Consider the following 24,662-nt stretch of genomic DNA (forward strand, 5'->3'; position numbering starts at 1 on the left):
ATACCGATTAAAATACCAGGTCAATAATTAATATTTTTTAAAAATTAAAAATTTTACAGCTTCGACCAGAGACTACCACTGACTGGTAATTGGAAAATTGTAAATTTATTGTATCATTATTTTAACAACCGAAGTGTTGTGCCGCTTTCGAAAGGAAACTCTTCTCCAGGAGGCATAAATTTTAATTATAATTTCCAAAAAATAGGTAATAAATATGAGGAAATACTCGAAGCATTATGTGTTTTACTATTTATGCTGAATTATACACCTTTGGTAATAGCACAAAACTTACCCATAATCATGGTTGTGTTAAGTAATTTAGAATGCCTGGAAAAATTAAAATAGCGATTCCCTGTTAAACAAGTACCTCGATAGGATTCATTAAGCCTTCATCTTGCTCCCTCCTCGTGCCTGGTTTACTCATGAGGATAATGGTTTATCATCTTTTAAACAGTAGAACCTACAGGGAGAGTGAAAATGGATGCAGCGCTACTTTCAATGATGCGCTCAGGCGGTCGCGACCGGGTATGGGCAGAAACGATGGTCAATCTGGAAGCGAGAAAACTGGTCGATGTCGCAAATGTGATATCCGGCTTTCATCTGCGCGACAGCCTGACCCGACTCCAGTTTGTTCAGGAAATCAGGGATGTGGTGGAAAAACAGTTCGCCGCAGCCCGCCAGGCCAGAACAGATGAAGACTGTATAGCATGTATAAAAAAACTGCGGGAAGAGACGGAAAATCTGCGGGAACAGGACCGACTGCTGCGGATGCAGACCGCGAAGCTCATCGCGAAAGTGGAGTTTATCCGGGAAAATAACAAAATTGTCGGCTATGTCATTTCAGCCGTTCACGTTGTTTTATCTGGTGTAGCCCTTTTCGGGGGGATGATTATGATCTCCTCCATGACGCCCATCGGTATGCTTGCCGGGGCCACTCTATTCATTGACGGTATCAACGGCATATCGAAAGAAGTCAGTCATCTCCGTTATGGAAATGAGTCGCATTCAGAGGGGGTGTTTGCGGACGGGGCAATGGAGGCTGCTCAGTTTATGGGGTTCAGCCCGAACACAGGGCTGGCGTTCTACAACACCGCAACATTGAGCGCCAGCGTCTACAGTGTCTTCGGACTGGCAAGAAAACCCGGCGCGTGGCGTCTGTTCCGCTGGCTTCCCCGTGACTATTACCGGAAAGTTGACACCATGAGTAGGCCAAAATTAACGATGAAAATCGTAGATTATGGCGTTAAGGCGAAAGTGATTTTTGACCTTCTCACGACCGATCAGCAACGTCGTTAATTCCTGTTCGCTCTCCGGTATCGCCAGGACTTATAAGACAGTACGGGCGGTTGTACAAACATGGCAACCGCAATGCCGCAAAGCAGTGCAACTCCCCCGGAAAAAACGGTCTCGCTGGAGCCGAAAAGCAGCAGAAAAATAAATACGGCAATACAGCACAGGACAACACTCACGGCGATGGTGAAGCGCCTGGACAGATCCTGTATGGCATCACCGAGGGTGCCGCCGTAGCTTTCGAGGTTGTTTTTAACTTTTCGCAGGTCTGCGGGGCTGAAACCGGAACGCAGCAGGGCTTCTTCACTAACTTTCATTGCTTTTCATCCTTAAAACGCTCACGAAACGCTTCAGATATACCAGAAAGACGACTGCTTATCGACTCCGGGCTGTCCTCTGCGCATGACGAGGGGGCTACTACTGGTCTTTCTTGGTGCTGCACAGATTAATTCATTCATCTTCGTATAATCTGCCCGTATCAGCGATGACATGGTATAGGTTACGGAATTCGGTAATGTCCTGGTAAAGAAGGAGGTTGGCACATGGCAGTACAAAGTCCCGGACAGATTTACGATAATCCCTCAATGCCCGTCGTCGGTGTCGCTGTTGATTATGCCAATGGCCATATTATTCCCGCGCACAGTCATCAATGCGCTCAGCTGCTGTATGCCATTGAAGGGGTGTTGGTGATTGAAACCAGCGCGGGTCGCTGGGTCGTGCCGCCCAGCAGAGGGGTCTGGCTCAAAGCGGGCATCAGCCATACGGTGCGTATGCGTGGAGCCGCCAGAATACGCAGTATCTTCGTGCAACCTGATGCGCTCCCAGGGCTGCCCGACGATGACTGCGTTATTGAGGTGTCGGCTCTGTTAAGAGAATTGATTCTGGCGGCGACGCGCGTTGAGGGCGATTATGCGCCGGAAAGCCGGGATGCACGTCTGATGCGCTTTATCCTTGATGAGCTTTGTACCCTGCCGATCCTCCCTTTCAATCTTCCCTGGCCGCAGGATTCACGCATTCTGCGCGTTTGTCAGCAGCTGGCTGACGACCCTGCGGATGCCAGAAAGGCCGATGACTGGGCTGCCATGCTGGCGATGAGCGTCAAAACATTCCATCGTCAGTTCCAGAAGCAAACCGGTGTGACCTTTGGCCGCTGGCGGCAGCAGGCCCGGCTGCTGCTCTCGCTGGAATCGCTGGCACAGGGACAGCCTGTTTTACAGGTTGCTTTGCAGCACGGCTACGAAAGCCAGAGCGCTTTCGCCGCAGTTTTTAAGCGGCAATTTGGCCTGCCGCCATCGGCCTTTTACCGTTAATCCGCGTTCCTGCGCAATACGAGTCCGGCGATAACGCAGGCGAGCATGGCGACGCCGGCAACATAAAATGCATCGCTATATGACATCAGCAACGCATTCCGCTGTATCTCCTGGTTGATAAGCCCGATGGCCTGCAAACGTAAATGGGCGAAACCTGCCCCGTGGAGCGCTGCCGTGTGGTCAGGATGTTGCTGAGACAGCGTATTCACGATGGCGACGATTCTCTCCTGGCTGGCCTGCGCGAACGGCGTAATGGCTTCACCGATACGCGCGGCATGGAACCTGGCCCGCTCCACCACAATCTGGCTGGACAACGCGATACCGACCGCGCCGCCGACATTTCTGACCATGGAAAACAGACCGGAGGCAGAACCCACCTGCGCTTTTTCCAGCCCCTGAATCGCCATCATGCCAAGCGCGACCACCACCAGGGACTGACCGACGCCCCGCACCACCAGCGAAGGCACAATCACGTTAGCTGCCGCAGCAGGATTGAGATGGATGTTCATCAGGCAGCCCAGACCGGTAATCATAAAACCAGCAATAATCGCGGTGCGCGCGCTGGTCCAGCGCATCAGATGCGGCGTGGCGAAAGACATAATGAACTGAATGATGCCATAGGGGATCATCATGATGCCGATCTGACTGGCGTTATAGCCATGCACCTCAGCAAAATAGTTCGGTACCAGAAACACCACGCCAAAGACCACCGCGCCGAAGCAAAACTGCATCAGGCTGGCGATCCCAAAATTGTAACGTCCCAGCAGACGCAGATTGATAAAAGGCGTTTTGCTCCTGAGTTCGACATAGACAAACCCGGCCAGCCCGAGGGTCGCCAGCAGTGCGCAATTGATGATAAAGGGTGAGGAAAACCAGTCATTGCGGCCGCCTTCTTCCAGCATAATCTGGAGTGCCGACAACCCCACCGCCATGGTGATGATGCCCCACCAGTCACCCTGGCGTAATTTCTCCAGCATCATGGGTTGGGGCTTAACCGACCAGCCAATCGCCGCCAGCAGCAACAGGCCAGGCGGCACCTGTAAATAGAAAATCCAGCGCCAGGAATAAACATCCGTCAACCAGCCGCCCAGCGACGGCCCGGCGGCCTGAGCGACATTATTAGCCACGGCAAAAAGCGCCATGCCCAGTGCATGTTTCTTAGCGGGCAACTCACTGACGATAAGCTGAAAAGAGAGCGGGATCAGCACGCCACCAAATGCCCCCTGCAACGCACGGGCAACGATCATGGTCTGGATATTGGGCGCCATCGAACAGAAGATCGAAAAGATCACAAAACCGGTGGTGCCAGTCATCAGCACCCTGCGCATCGAAAAGATCGACACCAGCCAGCCCGTGACGGGGATGATGATAATCTCCGCCACCAGGTAGGCCGTGGTAATCCATGAGCCTTCCTCAAATGACGCGCCCAGCGAGCCACGCACATCCGGCAATGATGCATTGGTGACATGCACGTTCATGCCCGCCATAAAGCACCCGACCACGCTGCCCAGCACCGCAACCCAGGTACGCATCGGGATGTGATCGGTGCGTTCCATTACCTGTTGATCAGCCATGATGCGTATCCACGGTGACCAGAACGGACATGCCAGGACGGATATCCCCGGCCCCGTTCTGCCCCTTATCAAGACGAATTTTCACCGGCATACGCTGAACGATTTTGGTGAAGTTGCCCGTGGCGTTATCCGGGGGTAACAGCGCGAACTGCGCGCCAGAGGCCGGTGCAAAGCTGTCTACCGTTCCGCGATAGCGCTGGCCGCCATACGCATCGACGGTAATCTCCGCAGGCTGCCCAATACGCATCTGATCAAGCTGGGTCTCCTTAAAGTTGGCAATCACATAGATGTCGTCGGGGACCACCGCCAGTAACGGTGCACCGGTCTCAACATATTGCCCGGCCCGGATGGATCGCTGGCCCACGGTGCCGGTCATCGGGCTGATAATCCGCGTACTGGCTAAATCAATCCGCGCCAGCTTCAGCTGTGCCTGCGACTGCAACAGCACCGCGTCGGCTTTATCCTGTTCAGCGACGGCCGCCTGGCGTTCGCTCGCCAGCACCTGCATATCCTGTCTGGCGATCGCCAGCATGGCCTGCGTCTGCGCTACAGCGGCGATCAGTTTGTCCCGCTGGGCATTGGCGGCTTCCAGCTGTTGCTCACTGCCGACATTCTGGCTGGTGAGGCGGCGCTGGCGCTGGGCCTCGTGCACGGCACGGTCAGATTCGGCCGTCGCCGCGCGCACGGCGGCCTGAGCTTCGTCGATGCGGTTTTTCTGCTGCGGCTGACGCGCATCCAGATTGAGCACCTGCGCCTGCCGCAGCCGTTTTTCCGCTTCCGCCGCCTTTACCGCCGCCTCAGCCTTGTTGACCCTTGCCTGATAGTCATTGGCATCAATGCGCGCCAGCAGCTGTCCTGCGGTGACCCGCTGATTATCCTGCACCGCCACCGATGCCAGATAACCACTGACTCGCGGAGCCAGGGTGACGATGTCTGCCCGCACGTAGGCATCATCGGTATCGGTCATCCAGCGGGCGGTGGTCCACCAGTAAATGCCCCATGCCAGCGCCATCACCAGGATAACCATAACGATGACCAGGGTACGGGGGCGCGGTCTGGCACGGCGATGAATAAAGGTCTGCTTCTCAGCAGCCTGTGGATTCTGAGTCATTATTTTTCTTCTCTGTTAGCGACAAGGGAGAGCGGGGATGCAACAGCCGCACGCTTTGGTGCGGGCAGGGAAATAGCCGGAGCCTGCTGCCAGCCGCCGCCGAGGGATTTAAACAGCGCCACCTGGCTAGCGATGAGCTGGGTATGGGAACTGGCCAGCTGGTTCTCGATGGCGATATCGGTACGTTGTGCGTCGAGATACTCCAGCGCGGTGGCGGCCCCCTCTTTTCTGGCGATTGCCGCGAGCTGCAACGCGTGCTGACTGGTCGCCGCCGCGCGTTGCAGTGTGGCGTTTTGTTGCAGGGCGGTGTCATAGTCCGTCATGCCCTGCTGCACGTCTTTGAGCGCGCCGAGGATAGTGGCGTCGAAATGCGCCAGCGCGGCTTGTTCATGGGCATTCGCCTGGGCGAGACGTGCGCGTTGTTGGCTGATATTCGGGAATGACCAGGAGATCAGCGGACCGAGGCTCCACACCGTTGCCCCACTTTTATCCCAGCCATCAGGCTGATGGGCTGAGCTGAATACGCTGCCGCCGAGTGAAATTCGTGGGTAGAGATCGGCGGTGGCGATGCCAATGCCGGCCGTGGCGGCAATCAATGACTGCTGAGCCTGCATAACGTCCGGACGACGGCCTAACACCGTCATCCCCAGGCTCGCGGGCAGGCGAATGGCGGTCAGCGACGGAGGCGACTGGCACATCAGCGCCGCGGCTGGCGGGTTGTCTGGCAGACGTCCCATTAATACGGCAAGTTCAGCCAGGGCGTTGCGCCGGGCGGCCTGCAACGGCGGCAGTGCCGTTGCTGTCACATCGACTTGGCTCTGGGCACGTAAGACATCCAGTTCGACGCCTGCGCCCGACTGATAAAGCTGGCTGGCCAGCTGTTGTCCCTGCTGCGCCAGCAGCAGCGAACGTTGTGCGATGCCGATCTGCTGTGTGTAGCTACAGGCATTCAGCCAGGCGCGGGTGGTTTCAGCCGCAACCAGCACGCGCGCGCCCTCTTCCGCGGCCATCATCGCCAGCGTATCCGCGCTGGCTTCCCGGCTCAGGGAACGCAGGCGACCAAAAAGGTCAATTTCCCACTGCACATCCATGCCAATGCCATAGCGCGAACCGGTACGGATGTGGTCGCTTTGATTCAGGGCGGCTTCCAGCTGATCCTGCGCCGTGCTGCCGTAGCCCGCCTGGCTGGTCAGGACAGTGGCGGGCAGACGTTTAGCATCGGTTTCATCACGCATCGCACGCGCAGCCTGAAGATTTGCCGCCGCCATGCGCAGGTCGCGGTTATTGGTCAGCGCCTGTTCTACGGCCTGATTCAGAGCGGCATCGTGGTACAGGGTCCACCACTTATCAGGAGAGAGCGTGTTTTGCCGGTCAATGTTGACAGGCAATGTCGTCAGAGGAGGCTGGTCAGGCCCGGAGGAACAACCTGCTGAAAACAGAGGGATTAAGGCCAGACACAGCCTTGTGGATTTGATCATAGGACGCACTCGTTAATGAGAATGCGTCCAGCTTACGCATTTAGCGACTGTCGTTATGTCGCGAATAAGACTTCCATTATCTTGAAATGGACATTGATGATATCCGGGAAAAACCTCCGCTTTGCGTCAGGCAGGCGTTGTGTTGATCACCACTACCCTGGCTTCTCCTTTGAGCAAACATTATCATTTTCGGCGCTACTCCCGGTTTTATTAATATTTCCAGGCGAAAATTATCAGTTCAACCTGGTGAGATTATCGTTTTCACGCTATAGTCGCCTTAAATTATCGTTTTAACTCCTTTGTTAGAGGAAATGGCTGATGCTGGTAGGATTCCGGGCGCTCTCCAGGCTTTATAACATTGATCCGGTTCAGCCGTTGCGTGTGGAGTCCTCCATTGGCACTGTTCGGGCCGACCACGAGATCCAGGGGCATATCGAAAAACGCTATCCGCCAGGGTATCAACCCGATGACAGCTTTTCCGGGCACTTTGCCTTTGGACTCAAATATGAAGAGATCCATCTGGAGTTTTTTGCCCGGCTCTTTGCGGCAACCGGCCCTGAACCTCTGCAAAACTGGTGCCTGCGTGAGCCGTTCGGGCAATATGCGCGCCGTGCCGGATTTCTCTATGAGTGGCTGACAGGAAACACGCTCGATGTGCCTGATGTGACCAATGGCGGGTATATTGATGCGATCTCCGCTAAACACTATCTGACCCGGACATCAGTAAAAAAAGTTAAACGCTGGCGCATCAATGACAATCTGCCGGGATCGCCCGATTTTTGCCCGCTGGTGCGTCGCACGCCTGAGATCCAAAGCGCCATTTCCTTTGATGTGACCACCGCATTACACGACTTAGATGACACCTTCGGCGCCGATATTTTACTGCGCACAGCGAGCTGGCTCACCTTTAAGGAGTCGCGCGCCAGTTTTTTAATTGAGAAAGAGGCTGACCAGGCCGATCGTATTCAGCGGTTTGCCCATGTCATTACGCAATATTGCGGCCATATCGACGATCCGCTCAGCGACGAAAGCCTGCATATTTTGCAGAGAGGGATACTCGGTCATGATGCGCTGGGATTGGGACTGCGTCGCTCGCCCGTCTTTGTGGGACAAGCGACCATGCGTGAAGACATTGTCCATTACGTTGCACCCCAATTCGAAGATCTGCCGCTTTTCATGAATGGGCTGCGCGACTTTGAACTGGCCACACGCGGTGCGGAACCGCTGGCGCGCGCGGGCGCGATCGCTTTTGGCTTTGTTTATATTCATCCGATGCGCGATGGCAATGGCCGCATTCATCGCTTCTTAATCAATGACACATTGATACGCGACGGTGCGTTACCTGAAGGGGTTATTCTGCCGGTCTCTGCAACAATCGCCAGCTCACTGGATTTTCGGGTCGGTTACGATCGCACGCTTGAGGCCTTTTCGAAACGTCTGATGCGCAGATACGCCACATCCTGCCATTTTGGTGAGATCGTGACGTATGACGATGGAACGCCGAGCAATTTCTACTTTGCTGATTATGTCGACGCACGCTTTGCCTGGCGCTACCCGGATTTAACCTCACATGTGCTTTATACCGCTAAAGTCATTGAGCATACCATCAGAGTTGAAATGGCAGATGAGGCCAGAGTGCTGGTGATATTCCAGCAGGCGCAGGAACGTTTGAAAGAAGTGCTGGAGATGCCTGACCAGGACGCGAACCGAATTATACGTTCAGTAAAAGAAAATGGCTGGCAGGTGTCCGGTAAGCTCAGGAAAGAATATCCACAGCTGGAAGATGCTGAGCGGTCACAACGTATCATTGAAGCGGTGCGGTCTGCATTTGAACAGCGTTAAAGTCTGGTGATTGTGTCGATATCACCATCATCGTTCAGAGTGGTGTGCGCTGTTTAACGCCCGGACGATGAGCGATCCTCTTTTCGTTAACGACGTGCGCCGCGAAGCTGATGCAACTCAGTGCGGATGCATATATTTTTGAATAAAATCAACAGATGACAGTGGGGGTGAGAAGTAGTAGCCCTGCGCATACCTGATGTTTTTCGCTGCAAGATAATCCTTCTGCAATGAGGACTCAACGCCTTCAGCAATGACGTCAAGTTTTAGACTCGTCGCCATTTCAATTATACAGTCCAGCAGGACAAATGAATCATTCCCTTCGCTGATACAGTTGATGAACGACTTGTCAATTTTAATGATGTCGACATGAATCTCGCTTAAATAATCCAGATTGGAATAGCCTGTTCCAAAATCATCAAGCGCAATTCTGACGCCAATGTCCCGTAGTTTTGATATTTTTTTAAGAACTTCGGGCGTCACTACAAAACGTTCTCTCTCTGTGATCTCGAGAATTAAACGAACCTGGTTAAGATTATCGATAAGGTTCTGGCAATTTTTAAGCAATTCGTCATCGTTTATGTGCGAAGCACTAATATTTAAGCTTATGTGAAATGAACCTCCCATGTGACGTGAAAATTCCGCCAAATCAATGGCGACTGATTTCATCATTTGATTGGTGAGTGGCACAATCAGTCCGGTTTTTTCTGCCAGAGGGATAAAAAAATCAGGGGGGAGAAATCTGCCTTTCGTCGATTTCCAGCGTGCAAGTACTTCGACGCCAGCGAGTTTCCCTTCCTGCGCATCAACTATAGGTTGATAAAATGGAACAATCTGACCGTTGGCAATGGCCCTTTCCAGCTTCCTGAAAGAAAGAAATGGGTGGCAGGACGATTTGCAAATTAAAAAAACCAGACAAAGAGTGATTAAGATGAATAATCCGACTAACAATTTCATTTCTGTAGAAAGATGAAAGATATTTATCATTATAACACCACTGTGACATATATTATTTTAAATGCCGACGGTAATTCGGGTTGTATATGTGCATCGGAAACAGAGGGGCGTACGTAAGTTTGTAAGAGTATGTTTCGGTGTCCGTGGTGCGGGAGCGCAAATCTTTTTAAAAAAATAAAATGCAGGAGCATATAACATAGTTACAAAAAGCATGGGATTTAAACAACTTAAATATAAACACAGGGAAGTCGACATTTATACACAAAAGAAAAAGAAAAACCACTAAAAAATTTAATTAAAGATAAGTTTCTGATATTAACCCAGGTCAAATAATCAAACGTCACCAACCGCCAAATATTTAAATTTTGCAAAAAGTGCTTTATTTTAATTGACCACGCCTACCGTTTTAATAGATTAATCCTAATTAGGTTGTGACTTATCCTAACTCTATTTAGGTATGGTAGGTTTTTGGGCAAAAAAAACATAAACATCTCAGTAACATTGCATGTAATATCAATGGCAACCGAAAATAGGATTTTTCTGTAGGTCGATAAGTGGACAACTCATTGGTTTATTGATCCACATCAGCAAAGGAATTAATATCAGCGCTCTCTTGATTTAAGGTGTCGAGAGTAATTATGAAAAAGATTTCAACCATCAATGTAGTATGTTTGTCGTGCAGTTATAAGTGCCGGTTTAACGATGATGATCCGAATTCAGCAATGAATAGGTGCACGCTGCAAAAAGTTTCTGTCTGGCCTGAAAATAATAACTTCCTGAAGAAAGGGGTTTTATCAATCATTTCAGGTAAATACGAAAGCATTTTTAGCAAAGGAGGAGTCTATGTTGATTTTTCAAAGGCTAATATTTGGTTTTTTACCAACAGAAACTGGATTAAATATCTCGGATTAGCAAATCTCAATATCATTATTATCTGTGATAGAGAAATGGAGCCGCTTGCACAGTTTTGGAAAAAGTATGAAAAGAATGTGCATCTGATCGTCATTTCCAGCAGGCAAAGTATTAATGATATACAGAAGAATATAAATTATTCTTACTATGGGATTAACAGAGAAATAAAAAATAAAGTCAGGCCGTTAACCATGAATGAAGTCAGATTCCTTGATCATGTGGTCAGGGGTAAATCATTAATGGTAACAGCCGAAGAAATGGCGATGCAAACCAAGAAAATTTACAACATCAAACAATCCATCAGTAAAAAGATGGGGATATCTCTGAAAAAACTCCTGTCTAATCGTACCTTGTAAGTGAATTGCCATGTCCACTAATATCAAAAATGCGCTTTTAGTTATGATTATTAGCAACACTTTTGAGTGCTAATTATTTCACACAGTACTACGCAACAGGGACAGCAACCCCGGTTACCGTTGCTGCCTTATTTCAGAAGGCAGTGACTTACCACTAATTCCCCTAAGAGTGTGTGCAGTCCGAAAAAACACACTCTTTCATATCGATTGAGAGCAAAGGCAGGCATTGGGTTGACCTTATTAAGCGTTATCTTCTATCCAGAGTGACTAACCTCATAACATTAACTTTATCAAAGCCCAGGCAATCAGCGGAGCGAGGCTCCACACCGCTGCCCCACTTTTATCCCAGCCATCAGGCAGATGTTGTGGTGATCACCACCACCCGCGTAAGCCTGAATTTCCTCACGCGTGACCCGCGGGCCTGGTGTTGCCAAACCAGCAACGTCGCGTAGCCGGAATGCCTGTACTGAATACTCTGGTCTGGTGTTAGGATTTATCCGCGATCCCTTCTCCACCAGTGATTCAGGAGCAATATGACAATCATTAACCCGCAAGGTCTCAAAGCCAGAAGCTATTACAACCACGTTAAAATCAGACCCGGCGTGCCGGTATTTCCTACCGGCCAGGTTGCATGGGATGAACACGGCAATGTGGTGGGTGTGAATGACATGAAACGGCAGGTTGAGCAGGTTTATGCCAACATTGACAGGCTGCTGGAAGGATTGGGCGCCAGCCGCGATTGTATTGTCAGAACCACGACTTATGTTACTGATCTTGCCCTCGTGCCTGAAATTCACCCGATACGCGCGGGTTTTTTCTCGGGGCTGGAATTGCCCGCCAGTACCCTGTTTCAGGTATCAGCGCTGGCTGAGCCAGAGTTGATGCTGGAAATTGATGTTGTGATCATGATGCCGCTGTAAAGCGGCATTCGTCGCCTTACCTCAGATAAAATCACATGCCTCATCGAACGATAATCGCGGCAGACGACCGAAAAGTTTTTCCGTAGCGCCATACCCCAGATTGATTAACAGATTCGCGGTGTAATGGCTGCCTGAGAAGAACGTTTCATCCAGCTTTGCCCGATCAAAACCCGACATCGGCCCGGTATCCAGCCCCATGCTGCGTGCCGCAAGGATCAAATAAGCCGCCTGCATTGAACTATTGCGTAAGGCGGTTTCTTCAGCAAAGGACGGACTTGAGGTAAACCAGCTGCGCGCATCCGCGTGTGGAAACAGCATCGGTAGCTTTTCATAAAAGGCGTTGTCATAGGCAACGATGACCGTGACAGGTGCGGTCAGGGTCTTTTGCAGATTGCCGGAAGAGAGCGCGGGTCTGAGTTTCTCTTTGCCTTCCGGTGTGCGAACAAAGACAAAACGTGCCGGGCTGCAGTTCGCCGATGTCGGACCCATTCGCGTCAGCGCATAGAGTCTGGATAACTGCGCGTCTGTCACCGGCTGGTCACGCCAGCCGTTGTGCGATCGCGCTTCCAGAAAAAGTAAGTTCAGTGCATCGTCAGAAAGCATTCTGATCCCCTGTTAATACTGAACGCTAAAGCGTCAGTTCGCTGAGGTGGTGGAAACGGCGATCCATATACAATAACGGCGCAGCGTCTGCGCGTGGATGGATCACATCGGTGACATCGCCAAGAAAGATACCGTGGCTATGCCAGTCGACAATCTGCGCCAGACGGCATTCGAAAGAGACCAGCGCCTCAGCACAAACCGGGACACCATTTGCCGTGCTCATCCACTCCCCGGTCTGAAAGCGTTCTGCGCGGCGGGCTGAGCTGCTGAATACGTCAACCAGCGACATGGCGTCTTTTGTCAGCACGTTAACGCAGAAGCGGCCCGTTTCCTGAATCAGGTGAAACATGGACGCATTGCGGTTAATACAAACCAGCAGGGTCGGCGGCTCAGCACTGACGGAGGTCACCGCCGTCGCGATCATCCCGGCATGTTCATTATTATGGCTGGCCGTGATCAGGCAAACCCCTGCGGCCAGCAGTCGCATACCGCCACGATAAGCGTCGGCAATCGGGAAACCCTGTGGTGTTTCGGTAGAGTGAGTCATGCGAATGTATACCGTTATCAATGGGTTGTGTTTTACGGACGGGCGACACGCCCTTCAATCGGATGATGCGGATCGACCGGGCCAAGGCTGGAGCTTTTGCCGGGTGAAACCAGTTGATCACAAAATACTTCATCCTCGTCGGACCATGGGCAATCCAGCGCGGCGAGGCCATCCTGCCACTGTGCAAAGGTACGTGGACCGACCAGGGTGCTGGTGACCAGCTGATTACGCATCACCCACTGCTGGGCAAAATGCGCGGGCTTGCGGCCGGTGCGTTCTGCATAAGCGGCCAGTTGACTCGCGACCTGCAACGATTCCGGGCGCCACTCCGCTTCCATCATGCGAGGATCAGCGCGCCCTGCCCGGCTGCTGCTGTCAGGAGCAACGTCCGGACGATATTTGCCGGTGAGGATGCCGCGAGCCAGCGGGCTGTAACACACCGCGCCTGCACCGAAGTAGGCAGCCGACGGCAGGATCTCGACTTCGACTTCCCGGTTAACGAGGTTATACAGAGGCTGGACCGCAACCGGCCCGGCAATACCGGCTTCCCTGGCCAGTCGCACCGTTTCCGCCAGCCGCCAGGCTTTAAAGTTGGAGACGGCGAAATAACCGATCTTTCCTTCACGGATCAGATCGGCAAAAGCCAGCACCATTTCTTCCAGCGGCGCGTTGAAATCGGCTTTGTGCATGTAGAGCACATCGATGTAGTCAGTATCCAGACGCGTGAGGGAGTGGTGTGCGGCTTCACGGATCCATTTTCGCGACATACCACGCTGGTTAGGGCCATCCCCCATAGGATTGCCCACTTTGGTCGCCAGAACCCAGCGATCGCGTTCGTGCTTAATCGCCCGGCCTACCACGCGCTCTGACTCCCCTTTGTTATACATATCCGCGGTATCGATAAAGTTAACGCCGTGATCACGCGCGTCAGAGATAATCTGCTGCGATGTGGCCTCGTCTGTAACGCCACCGAACATCATGGTTCCGAGACAGATTTCGGAAACTTTCAGGCCACTGCGACCGAGATAACGGTATTGCATGGAAACAACCTCTTTTTCTGGCAGAGCAGGGATCAGGCCTGCCCTGTAAGATCTGTTAATCAGGATGGAATAACCGCGGTGGTGGCGATCTCAACCAGAAACTCCGGACGCACCATCTCCAGTTTGACGCAGAAGCGTGCCGGCAAAATAGCCGGGAAGTAGGTCACGTAGATTTCGTTGAATTTATGGTAGTCATCCAGGTTGCGCAGGAAGATCTGGTTCATCACTGCGTGATCCATACTGCTGCCTGCGGACTCCAGCACCACTTTGATGCTGTCGAGGACGCGGCGGGTCTGGACTTCAATATCGCCCACACCCACGATGCTGCCATCAACAGGATCGGTTGAAAGCATGCCAGCAACATAAACATGCTGCCCCGCTTTGACGCCCCAGTTAAGGTGGTTAAGGCCGGTTGCTGTCTTGCCGATAATCCAGCCTTCCGGATTAATTGCCTGATTCATCTGTTTCTCCTGTTGGGCGTTGGCCCATTGTTGTAAAAGAATTACCGACCGGAACCGCGCAGGAAAGGACGGCCTAAATCACCGGGAGCTGCCCCTGCCCGTCCCATCATGATCCAGGCGATCAGCGCGACGACAAACGGCATCGCCATCAGCAATGCGGGGGCGATATTGATGCCGAGATACTGTCCCTGGAACTGCAGGGCTTCGAGCAATCCGAGCACAATGGCGACCACCAGCACTCGGAGCGGCATCCAGCGGGCGAAGATGGTGATGGCGATGGCCAGATAGCCGCGCCCGGCGGTCATGTTGTCAACGAAGGTGCCGCCGGAGGCCACAATGCACAGATAGGCGCCTCCCAGCCCCGCCATCAGGCCGGTGAACAATGTGGCGCTGAAGCGCAGTCCCAGCACGGAGTGACCAGCGGCATCCGCGGCAAGGGCATTTTCACCCACAGCCCGTAACAGCAGGCCTGCGCGGGTGAAACGGAACAGTACCCACAACGCCAGCGTCACCAGTACGGCCAGATAGAACACCGGGCTTTGTGAAAACAGCGCCCGACCGAAAAGCGGAATATCCGACAGCAACGGCAGCTTCAGCATTGATACCGATCGCATTGAGCCGGCCGCTGGCGCGCCGCTTAGCCACAGCTGGCGAATCAGTGAGGTGGCGCCGATGGCGAATAAGTTGAAGCCAATCCCCATCACAATCTGGTTAGCGCGCGCCAGCACGGTTCCTGCCGCCAGCACGGCCGCAGCCAGCAAGCCCCCCAGCATACCGGCCAGCAGCGCCAGCACCGGGGAGCCTGTCAGCGCCAGGCCCAGCGCGGAGGAAGCGGCGCCGAACAGCATCAGTCCTTCCAGGCCGATGGTGAATACGCCAGCCCGTTCGGAGACCGTTTCACCCAGCGCCGCGAGTAATACCGGCACACAGAGTCGCAGACCACCGGCCAGAAACAGCGCCAGGGTTACAGTGTTGAATTCCATACAGGCCTCCCTTTAACCAGCATCACGCCACTCAGCACTGCAAGCAGCAGAATGGGCAACCCGCCTAACACATCGGCTAACGCCGCCGGAATCGAAAACGTACTTTGCAGCGCCAGAGAAGCGCTATTGATCGCGCCGAAGTAGAGCGAAACGATGACTGCGCCAAAAGGCTCAAGACCGGCGAGGAAGGAAACAGCCAGCCCTTCAAATCCCAGACCTGACGAGAAACCATCAATCAGGCGATACTGCACGCCAAGCACTTCAAAGGCGCCCGCCAGGCCGCTGATCGCGCCGGAGATGGCCATACTGGAGAGCATGTTCTTTGCCGCCGACTGACCTTGCAGACGCACGAAGTGCGGGCTTTGGCCGCTGGCGCGGAGTTTCAGGCCGAATGCGCTGTGCTTCAGCATCACCCAGACGGCCAGGGCAATCAGCAGCGCCAGAAATACCCCCGCGTGCAGCCGTGTGCCTGCAATCACGGTGTGGAACACGCCATCCGCGGGCAGCTGAGCGGACATATTGAAATTGGAATTAGCCGGGCGCATCGGCCCCTGTACCAGGAATTTCAGGGTGTAGATGGCGATAAAATTCATCATCAGCGTGACGATGATTTCGTCGATGCCGCGCCAGACCTTAAGCATGGCGGGGAACACGCCCCAGAGCGCGCCGCACAGGGCGCCGCTGACAATGGCTAACGGCAGCAGCGCCGAGCCGATATCACCGAATGCCAGGAATGGCAGCATAGAACCGATGGCACCTATTTGCAGCTGCCCCTCACCACCGAGGTTGAACATGCCGCCACGAATGGCAATCAGGGCGCCCAGCGCCACCAGCAGACGCGGCGTCATAAATACCAGGGTGTCTGAAATGGCGCGGACATTGCCAAAGGCACCGTCAAACGCGACGCTGACGGCCGCATGTAGCGGGACGCCCATTGCCGTAATCAGCGCCAGCCCGAGAATTAAAGAACCCGCAAACGCGCACAGGGTCACCCACAGGGATCGGGATTCACTGAGCTGCGTCAGCACCCGGCGAAATGACGTGCTGGCCCCGGCCAGCGGTGTAATGGAATCAGACATGTTCTGCTCCTGCGGGTTGCAAACTGGCATCGCGACCTGACGTCATCAGTGTGCCGATACGTTCGACTGTCATGTTATCGCCGGTAACTTCCCCGGTAATTCGCCCGCCATTGATCACCACAATGCGGTCCGACACACGGATAAGCTCCTCAATGTTTGAAGAAATAATCACCACGGTGGTCCCGGCATCGGCGGCTTCAGCAAGACGGACTAACACCGATTCGGCGGCGGCCATGTCCAGCCCGCGCGTTGGCTGGTAAACCACGACGATCGACGCCGCAGCGGCCATGGCGCGCGCTACCACAATTTTCTGCTGATTCCCCCCTGACAGCGCGCGGGCCGGGCTGGCATGAGAGAGGGTGCGAATATCGGACTGGGCGATCATTTCCCGTGCACGGTCGGCGATGGCGGCATGGTTCAGCAGGCCAAACCGGCGATACTCACCCTGCATAATTTTGGCGTACAGCAGGTTGTGGGAAACCGGCAGATCGAGAGACAGGCCTTCGTGATGACGATCCTGGGGTACCAGGGCAACCGTGACGCTGTCACTGCGCCGGGTCATTCCGCCGCTGTCTGGCTTGCGCTGTCCCGCCAGCAATTCGAACAACTCGCTTTGTCCATTGCCTTCCACACCGGCTACGCCAATCACCTCACGGGCTGACAGTGTCAGGTTGATATCCTGTAGCCCTGGCGAACCGCTGCCTGGCCGCAGGTTCACAGCGGTCACACGCATCTGTTCTTCACCGGGCTGGCGCCGTGCGCCGATACGCGTGCCCATCGTGACGGCGCGCCCGACTATCTTCTCCACCAGTTCGTCGGAGGTACAGGTTCGGATCAGTCCGCTGCCATTGGTTTTACCGCGCCGCAGAACGGTGTATCGGTCCGCATTGGTCAGCACTTCGTCCACGTTATGGGTAACGACAGCGACTGAGGTACCTTTCTCACAGATCCGACGCAGGGTTTGGTACAACGCGCTGATCTCATCGGGCGTCAGGAGGGTGGATGGCTCATCCAGTAACAGTACGCGGGTGTCATTCACCAGTGCTTTGAGGATCTCTACCCGCTGCTGTAACGCCAGCGGCAGATGGTCAACTTTCGCCGCCGGATCGAGGTCCATGCCGTAACGTTGCATAAAAGCGCGGATGTCATCGTGTCGTCTCAGCGTTTTCCGGCGCTCGCCGCGCGCCACTAACATCAGGTTTTCTGCCACGGTAAATGGCGCAACCAGCTTAAAATGCTGATGAACCATACCAATACCATTGGCGATGGCATCGGCGGGCCGCCGGTGAATCACCTGACGGCCCGCCATCAGCACCCCCCCTTCACTGGGTTCATGCACCCCGTAAAGGATGTTCATCAGCGTTGATTTGCCCGCACCGTTCTCGCCCAGCAGCGCGTGGATCTCTCCAGCAAAAAGAGACAGAGAAACCTTCTCAAGCGCCATAAAGCCGTTGGGATAACGCTTTGATACGTGGTCGAGTTCAATGACGGGACTGGACATGGTTTTAATCCTCGATCTTGATTTTGCCGGCTTTCAGATCCGCGATGACCTTAAACACCTTGTCCTGCACATCTTTGCCGACATGGGCAAATGGCGTGGCGAGCGTCCAGCCATTCGTGGACAGATTCTCGGTGATGATGCGGTTGCCCAGCTGATGATCGGCAAAGTGTTTACCAATGTCGGCGTAGGACTTATCAAAGTTCATCACCGTGGAGGTCATGATGGAGTTAGGGAAGGATTTGGACTGGTCGGTGTAAGACCCAATGGTCAGCACGCCCTCTTCATCGGCCGCCTGCTGAATACCGGCATCGGCGGTATCCGCTGACGGGATAACGAAATCAGCACCGCGGGCGATAGCGCCGGTGGCAATCTCTTTCGCCCGCGCGACATCGGTGAACGAGCCAACGTAGGCCGAATCCACCGCCACTTTAGGGTTAACGTAAGCGGCGCCTTTTTTGATGAACTGCACGGTACGTTCCGCAGACGGTATCGGCTCACCGCTGATGACCGCGATATGGCCCGTCTTGCTGGCTGATGCTGCCAGGACACCTAAAACAAAACCATATTCATCCCAGTCAACCGACCAGGCCGAATAGTTCGGCAGGTTGGATGTGGTGCTTTCGTAGGAATAGAGCACGAACTGGGTATTAGGGAATGACGGGGCAACTTCCTTGATGGCGGCTGAATAGCCCGAAGAGTGAGCGATGATTAGCTTCACACCGTCTGAGGCCAGCTGACGCAGCACCGAAGGGGCGGATTCATACGTCGTGTGTTCGAGATAGCTCGGCGTGAAACCCTCTTTGGTCGCCATCGATTTGAAAGCCGCATAACCGGCCATATCCCATGATCCCTGCGTTACCGTCTGGGTGAACAGGGCGGCCACGCGCGGTTTGCTCTCATCAGCGTGAACCACTGTGCTGCAACTCATTACAGCGCTCACTGCAATAGCCAACATCATTTTCATTTTCATAGCCCGACTCCTGGCAATCCGCATCGCGGGGAAGATGTATCAGAAAGTGGCTGAGTGTCGTTTTCAGCCTTCACGTCACTGCAAATCAGGACCTGTTCGATTTTTGCCAGGCGCGGGCGTTGGTGTTCACGCCGTTCTGCTCCAGCACTTCCAGCACCTCCGTACCCACGGTGCGCAGGTCAGCAATGAAATCCGGCACAATCACCGTGACGCCATCGAGTTGCGCACCTTTGATGATCGCCGCCAGTTTGTTGCCGATGGTTTCTGGCGAACCCACCAGTGCGGCGCGCGTCATTGAGTTGCGCTGTTCACCCTGAGACACAAACCGCTGTGCCATGGTGTTCTGTTTAAAACTCTTGTCGCCTGAGTATTCGCGCGTCTGATTATCCAGGGCGATGGTATCGACCCCGGCGTCATACAATGCGACGCGCTCCTGCGCTTCGGCATCCGTGGTTCCCGGCACGATGGTGAACAGGCCATAGGTTTTGAAATCGGGTTTGCCCTGCTGAGCGGCCAGTTCTTTTGCGCGCAGGCCGGTTTTAATGAAGTCGTCATGGTCAGAGCCGAGCATAAAACTCGCGGTGCAGTGCTCCATGGTGAACAGGAAGCCACGATCTGACGCCCCGGCACAGATGATTGGCGGCGGCGTGACCGGTTTCGGGTTCGACATACAGTCAGTCAGCTGATAGTGCTTGCCCTGATGATCGACGCGATCTTCGGTCCACAGACGTTTCAGCACCGTCAGCCATTCGGCGGCCAGTTCGTAGCGTTCGGCATGGTCCAGATCCATCCACAGCCCCATCTGCCCCTGATCGGAGGGGTTGGAACCCGAAACGATATTCAGCGCGAAGCGGCCTTTAGAGATCTGATCCAGCACCGCACTCATTTTGGCAATCACCGCCGGGTGAAACACCATCGTGTGAACGGTGCCCCAGACGCCAATGCGGCTGGTTGCTTCAGCCAGGCCGGCCATCGTCGTCATACTTTCCAGCGTAATATCCCAGTGGCGTGAAGGGCCGCCGTAACCGCGCCACTTCGCCATCGCCAGGGCGAAATCAAAGCCCAGCTGTTCCGCCAGGATAGTCACTTCTTTGTTGTAGTCATAAGTTGCGGGCAGCTGAGGGCTGGTGGTTGAGGTGATCCAGCCACCGTTGCCCACGGGCAGGAATACACCAAACTCAACATTACGGTTCATGCTGAACTCCTTAATTCAATGCGCTGACGAATGGATGCGCGCCATAAAATCGAGCGCAATCTGGTTGAATAAGACGGTTTCGGTTTCAGAAAAGCTGTGGCCGCCCTGGGGGACGATTTTCAGTTCAGCGCCGGGTATGGCATCGGCCAGTAACCGTGACTGGTAAGGCGGCGTCAGAATGTCATCCTGCGCGCAGACCACCAGGGTTGGTGTGGTGATCAGGGGTAATGCCGCGGTGGCATCGTGGGCCATGATGGCGTCAATGCGGCTGAGCACCACGTCGCGTTCAGGAAACTGAGTGGCGGAGGCTAACAGTGCCGGTGAGAGACGCTCCGCATGGTTTTTGACATGTTCTGGTGGATAGAGAAACAGCGCGCTGCCATGAACGTACTCTTCCATCGGGCTACCGACCAGCAGCGCCCTGCGCATACGGAAACACCAGTTGAAATGCATGTCGGATTTCGCCCAGCTGGCGTACAGCACCATACCGGACAGCAGCTCAGGCTGTCGCGCAGCCAGCACCTGACCAATAGCGCCGCCGGTTGAATGCCCAATCAGCAGCGGACGTTTCAGTTCTAATGCTTCAATCAGCGCTTCCAGGTCATCCACTAAGGTCCCGATGCTATAAGGACCGGCTGGATGGTCTGACGTTCCTGAGCCACGCTGGTCGTAAGTCACCACGGTGAAGTGTTGAGCAAAAGCCTCTATCTGAGGTTTCCAGTAGGCCGCGGTGCCCCCCAGGCCTGAAACCAAAATCACCACTGGCCCATTTCCCTGCATCTCGTAATGGGTCCGAATTCCGTTAGTCATGATGCCCGGCATCTCACCACCCTCACTGGTATTTTCCTGACGATGTCAGGGGTTTTAATTAAGCGATGGCTTATTGATACCACGGTGTTTATTGGCGAAAGTAATATCGTCTTCAGCACGCGGCGTTGCCGGTTTTAGAACACGCATTCGCCATAAAGCGCCGCCAGAGTATCCTGTCGGAATCGCGACTGTTGCTGCCCGGAGATAAGAAAATGTTATTGCGTTTCTTTGGGTTAAATACAGATCAGACACGAGGAGATTGCATCACCCGAATTCCCGACAGATATGTTTAAGAAACTGGTGTGCCGCAAAGGAGAGCGTACGGTCGCGGTGAACACAAATTTCGATATTGGCGGATTGCAGGGCGTCATTATCAATGGGTATCGCAACCAGCGTGTTTTGCTCAATGTCGCGACTGGCAATCTGTACTGGCCCAATGGTCAGCGTGCGGCCGACAATCGCCATCGCTTTAGCCAGTTCAAGATTATTTGTATTAACAATCGATTGCGGATTGAGGTGCAGTCCCCGGGTGACTTTGTCAAAGGTTTGCCGCATCCCAAAACTGGAAACCGGCAGGGCAACAGGATAGGAACATAGCTCCGCCAGGCTGACCGAGCTTTGCTGCGCCAGAGGATGTTTTGGTGAAACCAGGCACTGTATTGGTGCAGGAAACCGTTTGATCACTTCAATACCAGGTCGATCGCCCATATTAAAGACGATGCCGATATCGATTTCGTCGCGAATGATCGCTTCAATGGTACGGTCCGATGATTCGCTATTGATGGAGAACTGAATAGCCGGATAGTTTTCATTAAAATGCGCCATGATGCGGGGCAGGATGGTCTGAACCACGGCCTCAATCACCCATATTTTTACTTCGCCTTCGCGCAGTCCTTTCAGGTTTTTAATTGACTCATGGATACGGTCCAGATCCCGGCACATTTTGCGGGTGAAGCGTTCTAACATCATGCCTGCCGGCGTCAGCCGAATGCCGCTGTTGGTGCGTTCAAGCAGCATCACACCCAGGCTATGTTCAAGTAAGGCAATCTGGCGGCTGATCGCTGATGGTGCAATGTGCAAGCGATCGGCGGCACGACGAATAGAGCCAGTTTCAGCTACTTCATTGAAATACTTGTAGGTATTGAGATTCACTTATATTATCCAGCACCGGGAAAAGCTCATTTAATATTCATAAGCAATATTGATGCCATCTGTGATGAGTTCATTAAGTCAAATCAACCCGTAAATGCCGTATTTAATCGATGTAAAATCAAATAAAGTAGTCATTGAGCGGCGGTATTATCACGCAGGGAAATGTTAATGATGAAAAGGGTTATTTATAGCTTTTCGCTGGTTTTTATTGGCGTTGCTCTGACGCTGTTGGTTTTTTATTATTTTTGCTTTCGATCGGGTATTTCCAGCCAGTGATGATTTTCAACAATCTTGCCCTAAGTTTGATGCTGAACAGGTGAGGACGCAGTTTATAACGTCATGGTTCCGTATGGCAGGGAAAGACGACTCACTGGAAAGGATCGGACTGGCAAAAGTTTCATTTTATACCTCACCCACATTCTATGATAACGCCTGGTCAGGACAATTAATTGTCACTGGCGAGAAAGGTCGCTATTCAGCTAACGTCACTCTTGATTGCTATAACGGCTATTTTGATTATTCCGGGCCTTTTAATAATGAGTGAAGCCAGGAAATAAAAATCGGACATGACGAGGCACTGCCCTGCTCTTTTCTCTGCATACTGAGCATCCAATACTCGTCGCGGATAATGCCGGGTAGCGGGTGTACCGTCAGGATGAGTGATCGGTTATATTCGTGTTTTATGGTGGGAACAACAGATTCTTAAGCATAATCAGAAGGGAACTCAGGGTGACCGGCAAAATTGAGTATCATATTGAGAAGTACAGTTTTTCGGAAACGGCGGAGCCGCCGCGGCTGGCAGAGCAGTGGGCGGATGTCCTGAAAGAGTGCCGTCAGTTCAATGCGGGTGCAGAGGAGCGTCTGCGGACCGCATTGCTGAACGTGGATTATGTCACCAGTTTTGAACTTCCTTTCAGATTACTGCTTACCCGTGCGCCTCAGCTGATTGCCGCGCTGCGGGAAGAACAGCAGCTCCAGCAGAAAAACGTGATATTTAACGGCAAGCGTTTTGGCTGTGTGTACAGCCTGCACACCGATTTGAGCAAAATCCCGGACGAGTTCCGCTATCGCCTGTCTACCCGTATTCGCAGAGTCGATCCGACAGGCAGTGCCGCTGCGCCTTACCAGCAAATTGCCCAGGAGGTTAAAGCCCCGCGTGAACGGCTTAAGCTGGCGCTTGAGTCGGGTTTGCAGGTTACGGCACTGGATGGGCTTTTCTGGTTTGGCATTCAGCGCATGGCGGCTGATGTGCAGCGATTGCGAAAAGCAGGTATGACGATAGCCACATCGGAAACTGATGTATTCGATAGTCTCACCGGCACCACCAGACGCGTTCCTTTTTACTGGTCTAATCGCGCATAACCTGCGCCGCATCCTGCTGCCGTCGAGGGGGATCGGCCAGCGAGTAAATCAGCCCTGGTCCCGCCCTGCTTAAGCCAGGCCGCAAGATTCTGCGCCACCTCGCCAGGCGTTGGCTGTTCGGCCATCTCTGCTGCCACCTCAAGGGCGGATTGGCTCAGCGCGGCATTATGAAGGAACAAATCAATCAGTTCAGAAGATAATCCTTTCGGACCCGGTACTATGCCGCATCCGCGATCGACGACTGCCCGGGCATTGACCGGACGATCGGCACCCTCGCCAAAAATAATCTGCGGGATCCCCGCGCGCAGCGCTGTCAACGTATTCCCTGCCCCGCCGTGGTGAATAAAACCATCGGCGCCGCTGAGAAATAGTCCCATCGGGATCCAGTCAACCATGCGAACATTGGCCGGTAGCGAGCGCAAATCGGCACGCGCATTCTCAGAAAGGTGCAAAATAATTTCCGCATCAATCTCATCGGCGGAATCCATGACCCATGCAATCAGGTCGAGACCATCAATCATCGGTTTGACCGTGCCAAGGCTGACCAGCAAACGCCGGCGATCAGGCGATCTCTGCCACCAGGCTTCGCTGACTGCGCCGCCGTTATACGGCACATATTGCATCGGAATCACGGGTTCGCCGCTATTCTGCAACATCGTCATGCTGGGCGGCGTCACGTCTATCCAGGCGAGATCGCGCTGAGGGGATTTCACGCCATGGCGCGCATAAGCATCGAGCAGCGTGCGCGTCATGCTTCTGGTGTGGCGCGGTGTATGGGCAAAGCCAACGGTTTGCATGATGGCAGGAATACCAAACTTAGCTGCGAGCAGAGGCCCTACCGGCGCCAGCGGAGGATAGATAATCAGATCAGGCTGCCAGGCTGCGGTGAATTCAACCAGCCGATCGGCCATCTCATCACTAAAAAAAGAGAAATTCCCGACGATCTTTTTAGTCTTGCGCATTTCGGCCCGATAACGATATTCCGCTTCCGAATCGAGTTCGGGGGCGGCATCAAACGCTATCAATCCCGCCTCTGCCACTTTGCGGGCAAACTTTCCGGCGCTGGCAACCACAACTTCATTTCCGCTGGTGCGAAAAGCCTGCGCAAAAGAGATGATCGGGTAAAGTAATCCAAACAGCGGGGGGCCGATAAAAAGTACACGCATGAGAAATCCCTTCTCCTGTTGCAAATTGAATAAATAGTGTCGCGTC

23 protein-coding genes are annotated in these 24,662 nt (G+C 53.6%); 6 read left to right on the forward strand and 17 right to left on the reverse strand.

Annotation, left to right across the window (positions count from 1 at the left end):
* Positions 1-477 precede the first annotated feature (477 nt).
* Positions 478-1,296: a DUF4225 domain-containing protein gene (locus AC6I8V_RS26130; RefSeq protein ID WP_497847161.1), complete on the forward strand. Its 819-nt coding sequence runs from the start codon at positions 478-480 to the stop codon at positions 1,294-1,296.
* On the opposite strand, the gene AC6I8V_RS26135 is transcribed toward AC6I8V_RS26130, so the two are convergent.
* A complete protein-coding gene (locus AC6I8V_RS26135) occupies positions 1,293-1,607 on the reverse strand; it encodes a hypothetical protein (RefSeq protein WP_497847162.1) in 315 nt (104 codons plus the stop codon). The genes AC6I8V_RS26130 and AC6I8V_RS26135 overlap by 4 nt on opposite strands.
* A gap of 225 nt (positions 1,608-1,832) precedes the next feature.
* On the opposite strand from AC6I8V_RS26135, the gene AC6I8V_RS26140 reads away from it, so the two are divergent.
* A complete protein-coding gene (locus tag AC6I8V_RS26140) occupies positions 1,833-2,600 on the forward strand; it encodes an AraC family transcriptional regulator (protein WP_497847163.1) in 768 nt (255 codons plus the stop codon).
* On the opposite strand, the gene AC6I8V_RS26145 is transcribed toward AC6I8V_RS26140, so the two are convergent.
* Genes AC6I8V_RS26145 through AC6I8V_RS26155 form a run of 3 tightly spaced genes read right to left on the reverse strand, consistent with a single transcriptional unit; the run spans position 2,597 to position 6,763 of the window.
* On the reverse strand, positions 2,597-4,174 hold the full coding sequence (locus AC6I8V_RS26145) for a DHA2 family efflux MFS transporter permease subunit (protein ID WP_497847164.1): 1,578 nt from the start codon (positions 4,172-4,174) through the stop codon (positions 2,597-2,599). The two genes, AC6I8V_RS26140 and AC6I8V_RS26145, sit on opposite strands and share 4 nt — an antisense overlap.
* Positions 4,167-5,285, reverse strand: coding sequence for an HlyD family secretion protein (locus tag AC6I8V_RS26150; protein ID WP_497847165.1), 1,119 nt, complete (start codon positions 5,283-5,285; stop codon positions 4,167-4,169). Before AC6I8V_RS26150 ends, AC6I8V_RS26145 begins: the two co-directional genes overlap by 8 nt.
* Positions 5,285-6,763: a TolC family protein gene (locus AC6I8V_RS26155; protein ID WP_497847166.1), complete on the reverse strand. Its 1,479-nt coding sequence runs from the start codon at positions 6,761-6,763 to the stop codon at positions 5,285-5,287. Before AC6I8V_RS26155 ends, AC6I8V_RS26150 begins: the two co-directional genes overlap by 1 nt.
* 318 nt (positions 6,764-7,081) lie before the next feature.
* On the opposite strand from AC6I8V_RS26155, the gene AC6I8V_RS26160 reads away from it, so the two are divergent.
* Positions 7,082-8,605 carry a Fic family protein gene (locus AC6I8V_RS26160; protein ID WP_497847167.1) on the forward strand — a complete coding sequence of 508 codons (1,524 nt, stop codon included), beginning with the start codon at positions 7,082-7,084 and terminating at the stop codon, positions 8,603-8,605.
* Positions 8,606-8,722: 117 nt separating this feature from the next.
* Here AC6I8V_RS26160 and AC6I8V_RS26165 read toward each other — a convergent pair whose 3' ends face one another.
* On the reverse strand, positions 8,723-9,589 hold the full coding sequence (locus AC6I8V_RS26165) for an EAL domain-containing protein (RefSeq protein ID WP_497847168.1): 867 nt from the start codon (positions 9,587-9,589) through the stop codon (positions 8,723-8,725).
* Between the two features lie 608 nt (positions 9,590-10,197).
* Here AC6I8V_RS26165 and AC6I8V_RS26170 point away from each other — a divergent pair.
* Together AC6I8V_RS26170 and AC6I8V_RS26175 are read left to right on the forward strand one after the other, a co-directional pair.
* Positions 10,198-10,827 (forward strand): LuxR family transcriptional regulator, encoded by a 630-nt coding sequence (locus AC6I8V_RS26170; RefSeq protein WP_497847169.1) that lies wholly within the window; start codon positions 10,198-10,200, stop codon positions 10,825-10,827.
* A 533-nt stretch (positions 10,828-11,360) separates the two neighbouring features.
* Positions 11,361-11,747: a RidA family protein gene (locus tag AC6I8V_RS26175; protein WP_497847170.1), complete on the forward strand. Its 387-nt coding sequence runs from the start codon at positions 11,361-11,363 to the stop codon at positions 11,745-11,747.
* 21 nt (positions 11,748-11,768) lie between these two features.
* On the opposite strand, the gene AC6I8V_RS26180 is transcribed toward AC6I8V_RS26175, so the two are convergent.
* The 11 genes from AC6I8V_RS26180 to AC6I8V_RS26230 form a co-directional block, all read right to left on the reverse strand.
* A complete protein-coding gene (locus tag AC6I8V_RS26180) occupies positions 11,769-12,350 on the reverse strand; it encodes a malonic semialdehyde reductase (protein WP_497847171.1) in 582 nt (193 codons plus the stop codon).
* A gap of 25 nt (positions 12,351-12,375) precedes the next feature.
* A complete protein-coding gene (locus AC6I8V_RS26185; protein ID WP_497847172.1) occupies positions 12,376-12,897 on the reverse strand; it encodes a flavin reductase family protein in 522 nt (173 codons plus the stop codon).
* 32 nt (positions 12,898-12,929) lie between these two features.
* Positions 12,930-13,937, reverse strand: coding sequence for an aldo/keto reductase (locus tag AC6I8V_RS26190; RefSeq protein WP_497847173.1), 1,008 nt, complete (start codon positions 13,935-13,937; stop codon positions 12,930-12,932).
* 59 nt (positions 13,938-13,996) lie between these two features.
* A complete protein-coding gene (locus AC6I8V_RS26195; RefSeq protein WP_497847174.1) occupies positions 13,997-14,398 on the reverse strand; it encodes a Rid family hydrolase in 402 nt (133 codons plus the stop codon).
* Positions 14,399-14,439: 41 nt separating this feature from the next.
* On the reverse strand, positions 14,440-15,381 hold the full coding sequence (locus tag AC6I8V_RS26200) for an ABC transporter permease (protein ID WP_497847175.1): 942 nt from the start codon (positions 15,379-15,381) through the stop codon (positions 14,440-14,442).
* The gene (locus AC6I8V_RS26205; RefSeq protein WP_497847176.1) at positions 15,363-16,460 is read right to left on the reverse strand and encodes an ABC transporter permease; all 1,098 of its coding nucleotides are present in this window, start codon (positions 16,458-16,460) and stop codon (positions 15,363-15,365) included. The genes AC6I8V_RS26200 and AC6I8V_RS26205 overlap by 19 nt, the downstream gene beginning before the upstream one ends.
* Entirely contained in the window at positions 16,453-17,961 is a 1,509-nt protein-coding gene (locus AC6I8V_RS26210) for an ABC transporter ATP-binding protein (protein WP_497847177.1), read from the reverse strand. The genes AC6I8V_RS26205 and AC6I8V_RS26210 overlap by 8 nt, the downstream gene beginning before the upstream one ends.
* A gap of 4 nt (positions 17,962-17,965) precedes the next feature.
* Complete coding sequence (locus AC6I8V_RS26215) at positions 17,966-18,931, reverse strand: BMP family protein (protein WP_497847178.1); 966 nt, start codon at positions 18,929-18,931, stop codon at positions 17,966-17,968.
* Between the two features lie 85 nt (positions 18,932-19,016).
* Complete coding sequence (locus tag AC6I8V_RS26220; protein ID WP_497847179.1) at positions 19,017-20,126, reverse strand: LLM class flavin-dependent oxidoreductase; 1,110 nt, start codon at positions 20,124-20,126, stop codon at positions 19,017-19,019.
* Between the two features lie 15 nt (positions 20,127-20,141).
* Entirely contained in the window at positions 20,142-20,936 is a 795-nt protein-coding gene (locus AC6I8V_RS26225; protein ID WP_497847180.1) for an alpha/beta fold hydrolase, read from the reverse strand.
* Positions 20,937-21,200: 264 nt separating this feature from the next.
* Entirely contained in the window at positions 21,201-22,088 is an 888-nt protein-coding gene (locus tag AC6I8V_RS26230) for a LysR family transcriptional regulator (protein ID WP_497847181.1), read from the reverse strand.
* Positions 22,089-22,817: 729 nt separating this feature from the next.
* Between AC6I8V_RS26230 and AC6I8V_RS26235 the strand changes: the two genes are divergently transcribed.
* A complete protein-coding gene (locus AC6I8V_RS26235) occupies positions 22,818-23,450 on the forward strand; it encodes an ECs1377 family protein (RefSeq protein ID WP_497847182.1) in 633 nt (210 codons plus the stop codon).
* On the opposite strand, the gene AC6I8V_RS26240 is transcribed toward AC6I8V_RS26235, so the two are convergent.
* Complete coding sequence (locus AC6I8V_RS26240; RefSeq protein WP_497847202.1) at positions 23,429-24,616, reverse strand: glycosyltransferase; 1,188 nt, start codon at positions 24,614-24,616, stop codon at positions 23,429-23,431. The two genes, AC6I8V_RS26235 and AC6I8V_RS26240, sit on opposite strands and share 22 nt — an antisense overlap.
* Between the last annotated feature and the right edge of the window lie 46 nt (positions 24,617-24,662).

The organism is Pantoea sp. X-Soil-TKNS-1207 (assembly GCF_059730485.1).

Excerpts from the sequence above, each read along its gene's own strand:
- AC6I8V_RS26130 (WP_497847161.1), top strand. The coding sequence starts at position 478 with ATGGATGCAGCGCTACTTTCAATGATGCGCTCAGGCGGTCGCGACCGG.
- AC6I8V_RS26135 (WP_497847162.1), bottom strand. The coding sequence starts at position 1,607 with ATGAAAGTTAGTGAAGAAGCCCTGCTGCGTTCCGGTTTCAGCCCCGCA.
- AC6I8V_RS26140 (WP_497847163.1), top strand. The coding sequence starts at position 1,833 with ATGGCAGTACAAAGTCCCGGACAGATTTACGATAATCCCTCAATGCCC.
- AC6I8V_RS26145 (WP_497847164.1), bottom strand. The coding sequence starts at position 4,174 with ATGGCTGATCAACAGGTAATGGAACGCACCGATCACATCCCGATGCGT.
- AC6I8V_RS26150 (WP_497847165.1), bottom strand. The coding sequence starts at position 5,285 with ATGACTCAGAATCCACAGGCTGCTGAGAAGCAGACCTTTATTCATCGC.
- AC6I8V_RS26155 (WP_497847166.1), bottom strand. The coding sequence starts at position 6,763 with ATGATCAAATCCACAAGGCTGTGTCTGGCCTTAATCCCTCTGTTTTCA.
- AC6I8V_RS26160 (WP_497847167.1), top strand. The coding sequence starts at position 7,082 with ATGCTGGTAGGATTCCGGGCGCTCTCCAGGCTTTATAACATTGATCCG.
- AC6I8V_RS26165 (WP_497847168.1), bottom strand. The coding sequence starts at position 9,589 with ATGATAAATATCTTTCATCTTTCTACAGAAATGAAATTGTTAGTCGGA.
- AC6I8V_RS26170 (WP_497847169.1), top strand. The coding sequence starts at position 10,198 with ATGAAAAAGATTTCAACCATCAATGTAGTATGTTTGTCGTGCAGTTAT.
- AC6I8V_RS26175 (WP_497847170.1), top strand. The coding sequence starts at position 11,361 with ATGACAATCATTAACCCGCAAGGTCTCAAAGCCAGAAGCTATTACAAC.
- AC6I8V_RS26180 (WP_497847171.1), bottom strand. The coding sequence starts at position 12,350 with ATGCTTTCTGACGATGCACTGAACTTACTTTTTCTGGAAGCGCGATCG.
- AC6I8V_RS26185 (WP_497847172.1), bottom strand. The coding sequence starts at position 12,897 with ATGACTCACTCTACCGAAACACCACAGGGTTTCCCGATTGCCGACGCT.
- AC6I8V_RS26190 (WP_497847173.1), bottom strand. The coding sequence starts at position 13,937 with ATGCAATACCGTTATCTCGGTCGCAGTGGCCTGAAAGTTTCCGAAATC.
- AC6I8V_RS26195 (WP_497847174.1), bottom strand. The coding sequence starts at position 14,398 with ATGAATCAGGCAATTAATCCGGAAGGCTGGATTATCGGCAAGACAGCA.
- AC6I8V_RS26200 (WP_497847175.1), bottom strand. The coding sequence starts at position 15,381 with ATGGAATTCAACACTGTAACCCTGGCGCTGTTTCTGGCCGGTGGTCTG.
- AC6I8V_RS26205 (WP_497847176.1), bottom strand. The coding sequence starts at position 16,460 with ATGTCTGATTCCATTACACCGCTGGCCGGGGCCAGCACGTCATTTCGC.
- AC6I8V_RS26210 (WP_497847177.1), bottom strand. The coding sequence starts at position 17,961 with ATGTCCAGTCCCGTCATTGAACTCGACCACGTATCAAAGCGTTATCCC.
- AC6I8V_RS26215 (WP_497847178.1), bottom strand. The coding sequence starts at position 18,931 with ATGAAAATGAAAATGATGTTGGCTATTGCAGTGAGCGCTGTAATGAGT.
- AC6I8V_RS26220 (WP_497847179.1), bottom strand. The coding sequence starts at position 20,126 with ATGAACCGTAATGTTGAGTTTGGTGTATTCCTGCCCGTGGGCAACGGT.
- AC6I8V_RS26225 (WP_497847180.1), bottom strand. The coding sequence starts at position 20,936 with ATGACTAACGGAATTCGGACCCATTACGAGATGCAGGGAAATGGGCCA.
- AC6I8V_RS26240 (WP_497847202.1), bottom strand. The coding sequence starts at position 24,616 with ATGCGTGTACTTTTTATCGGCCCCCCGCTGTTTGGATTACTTTACCCG.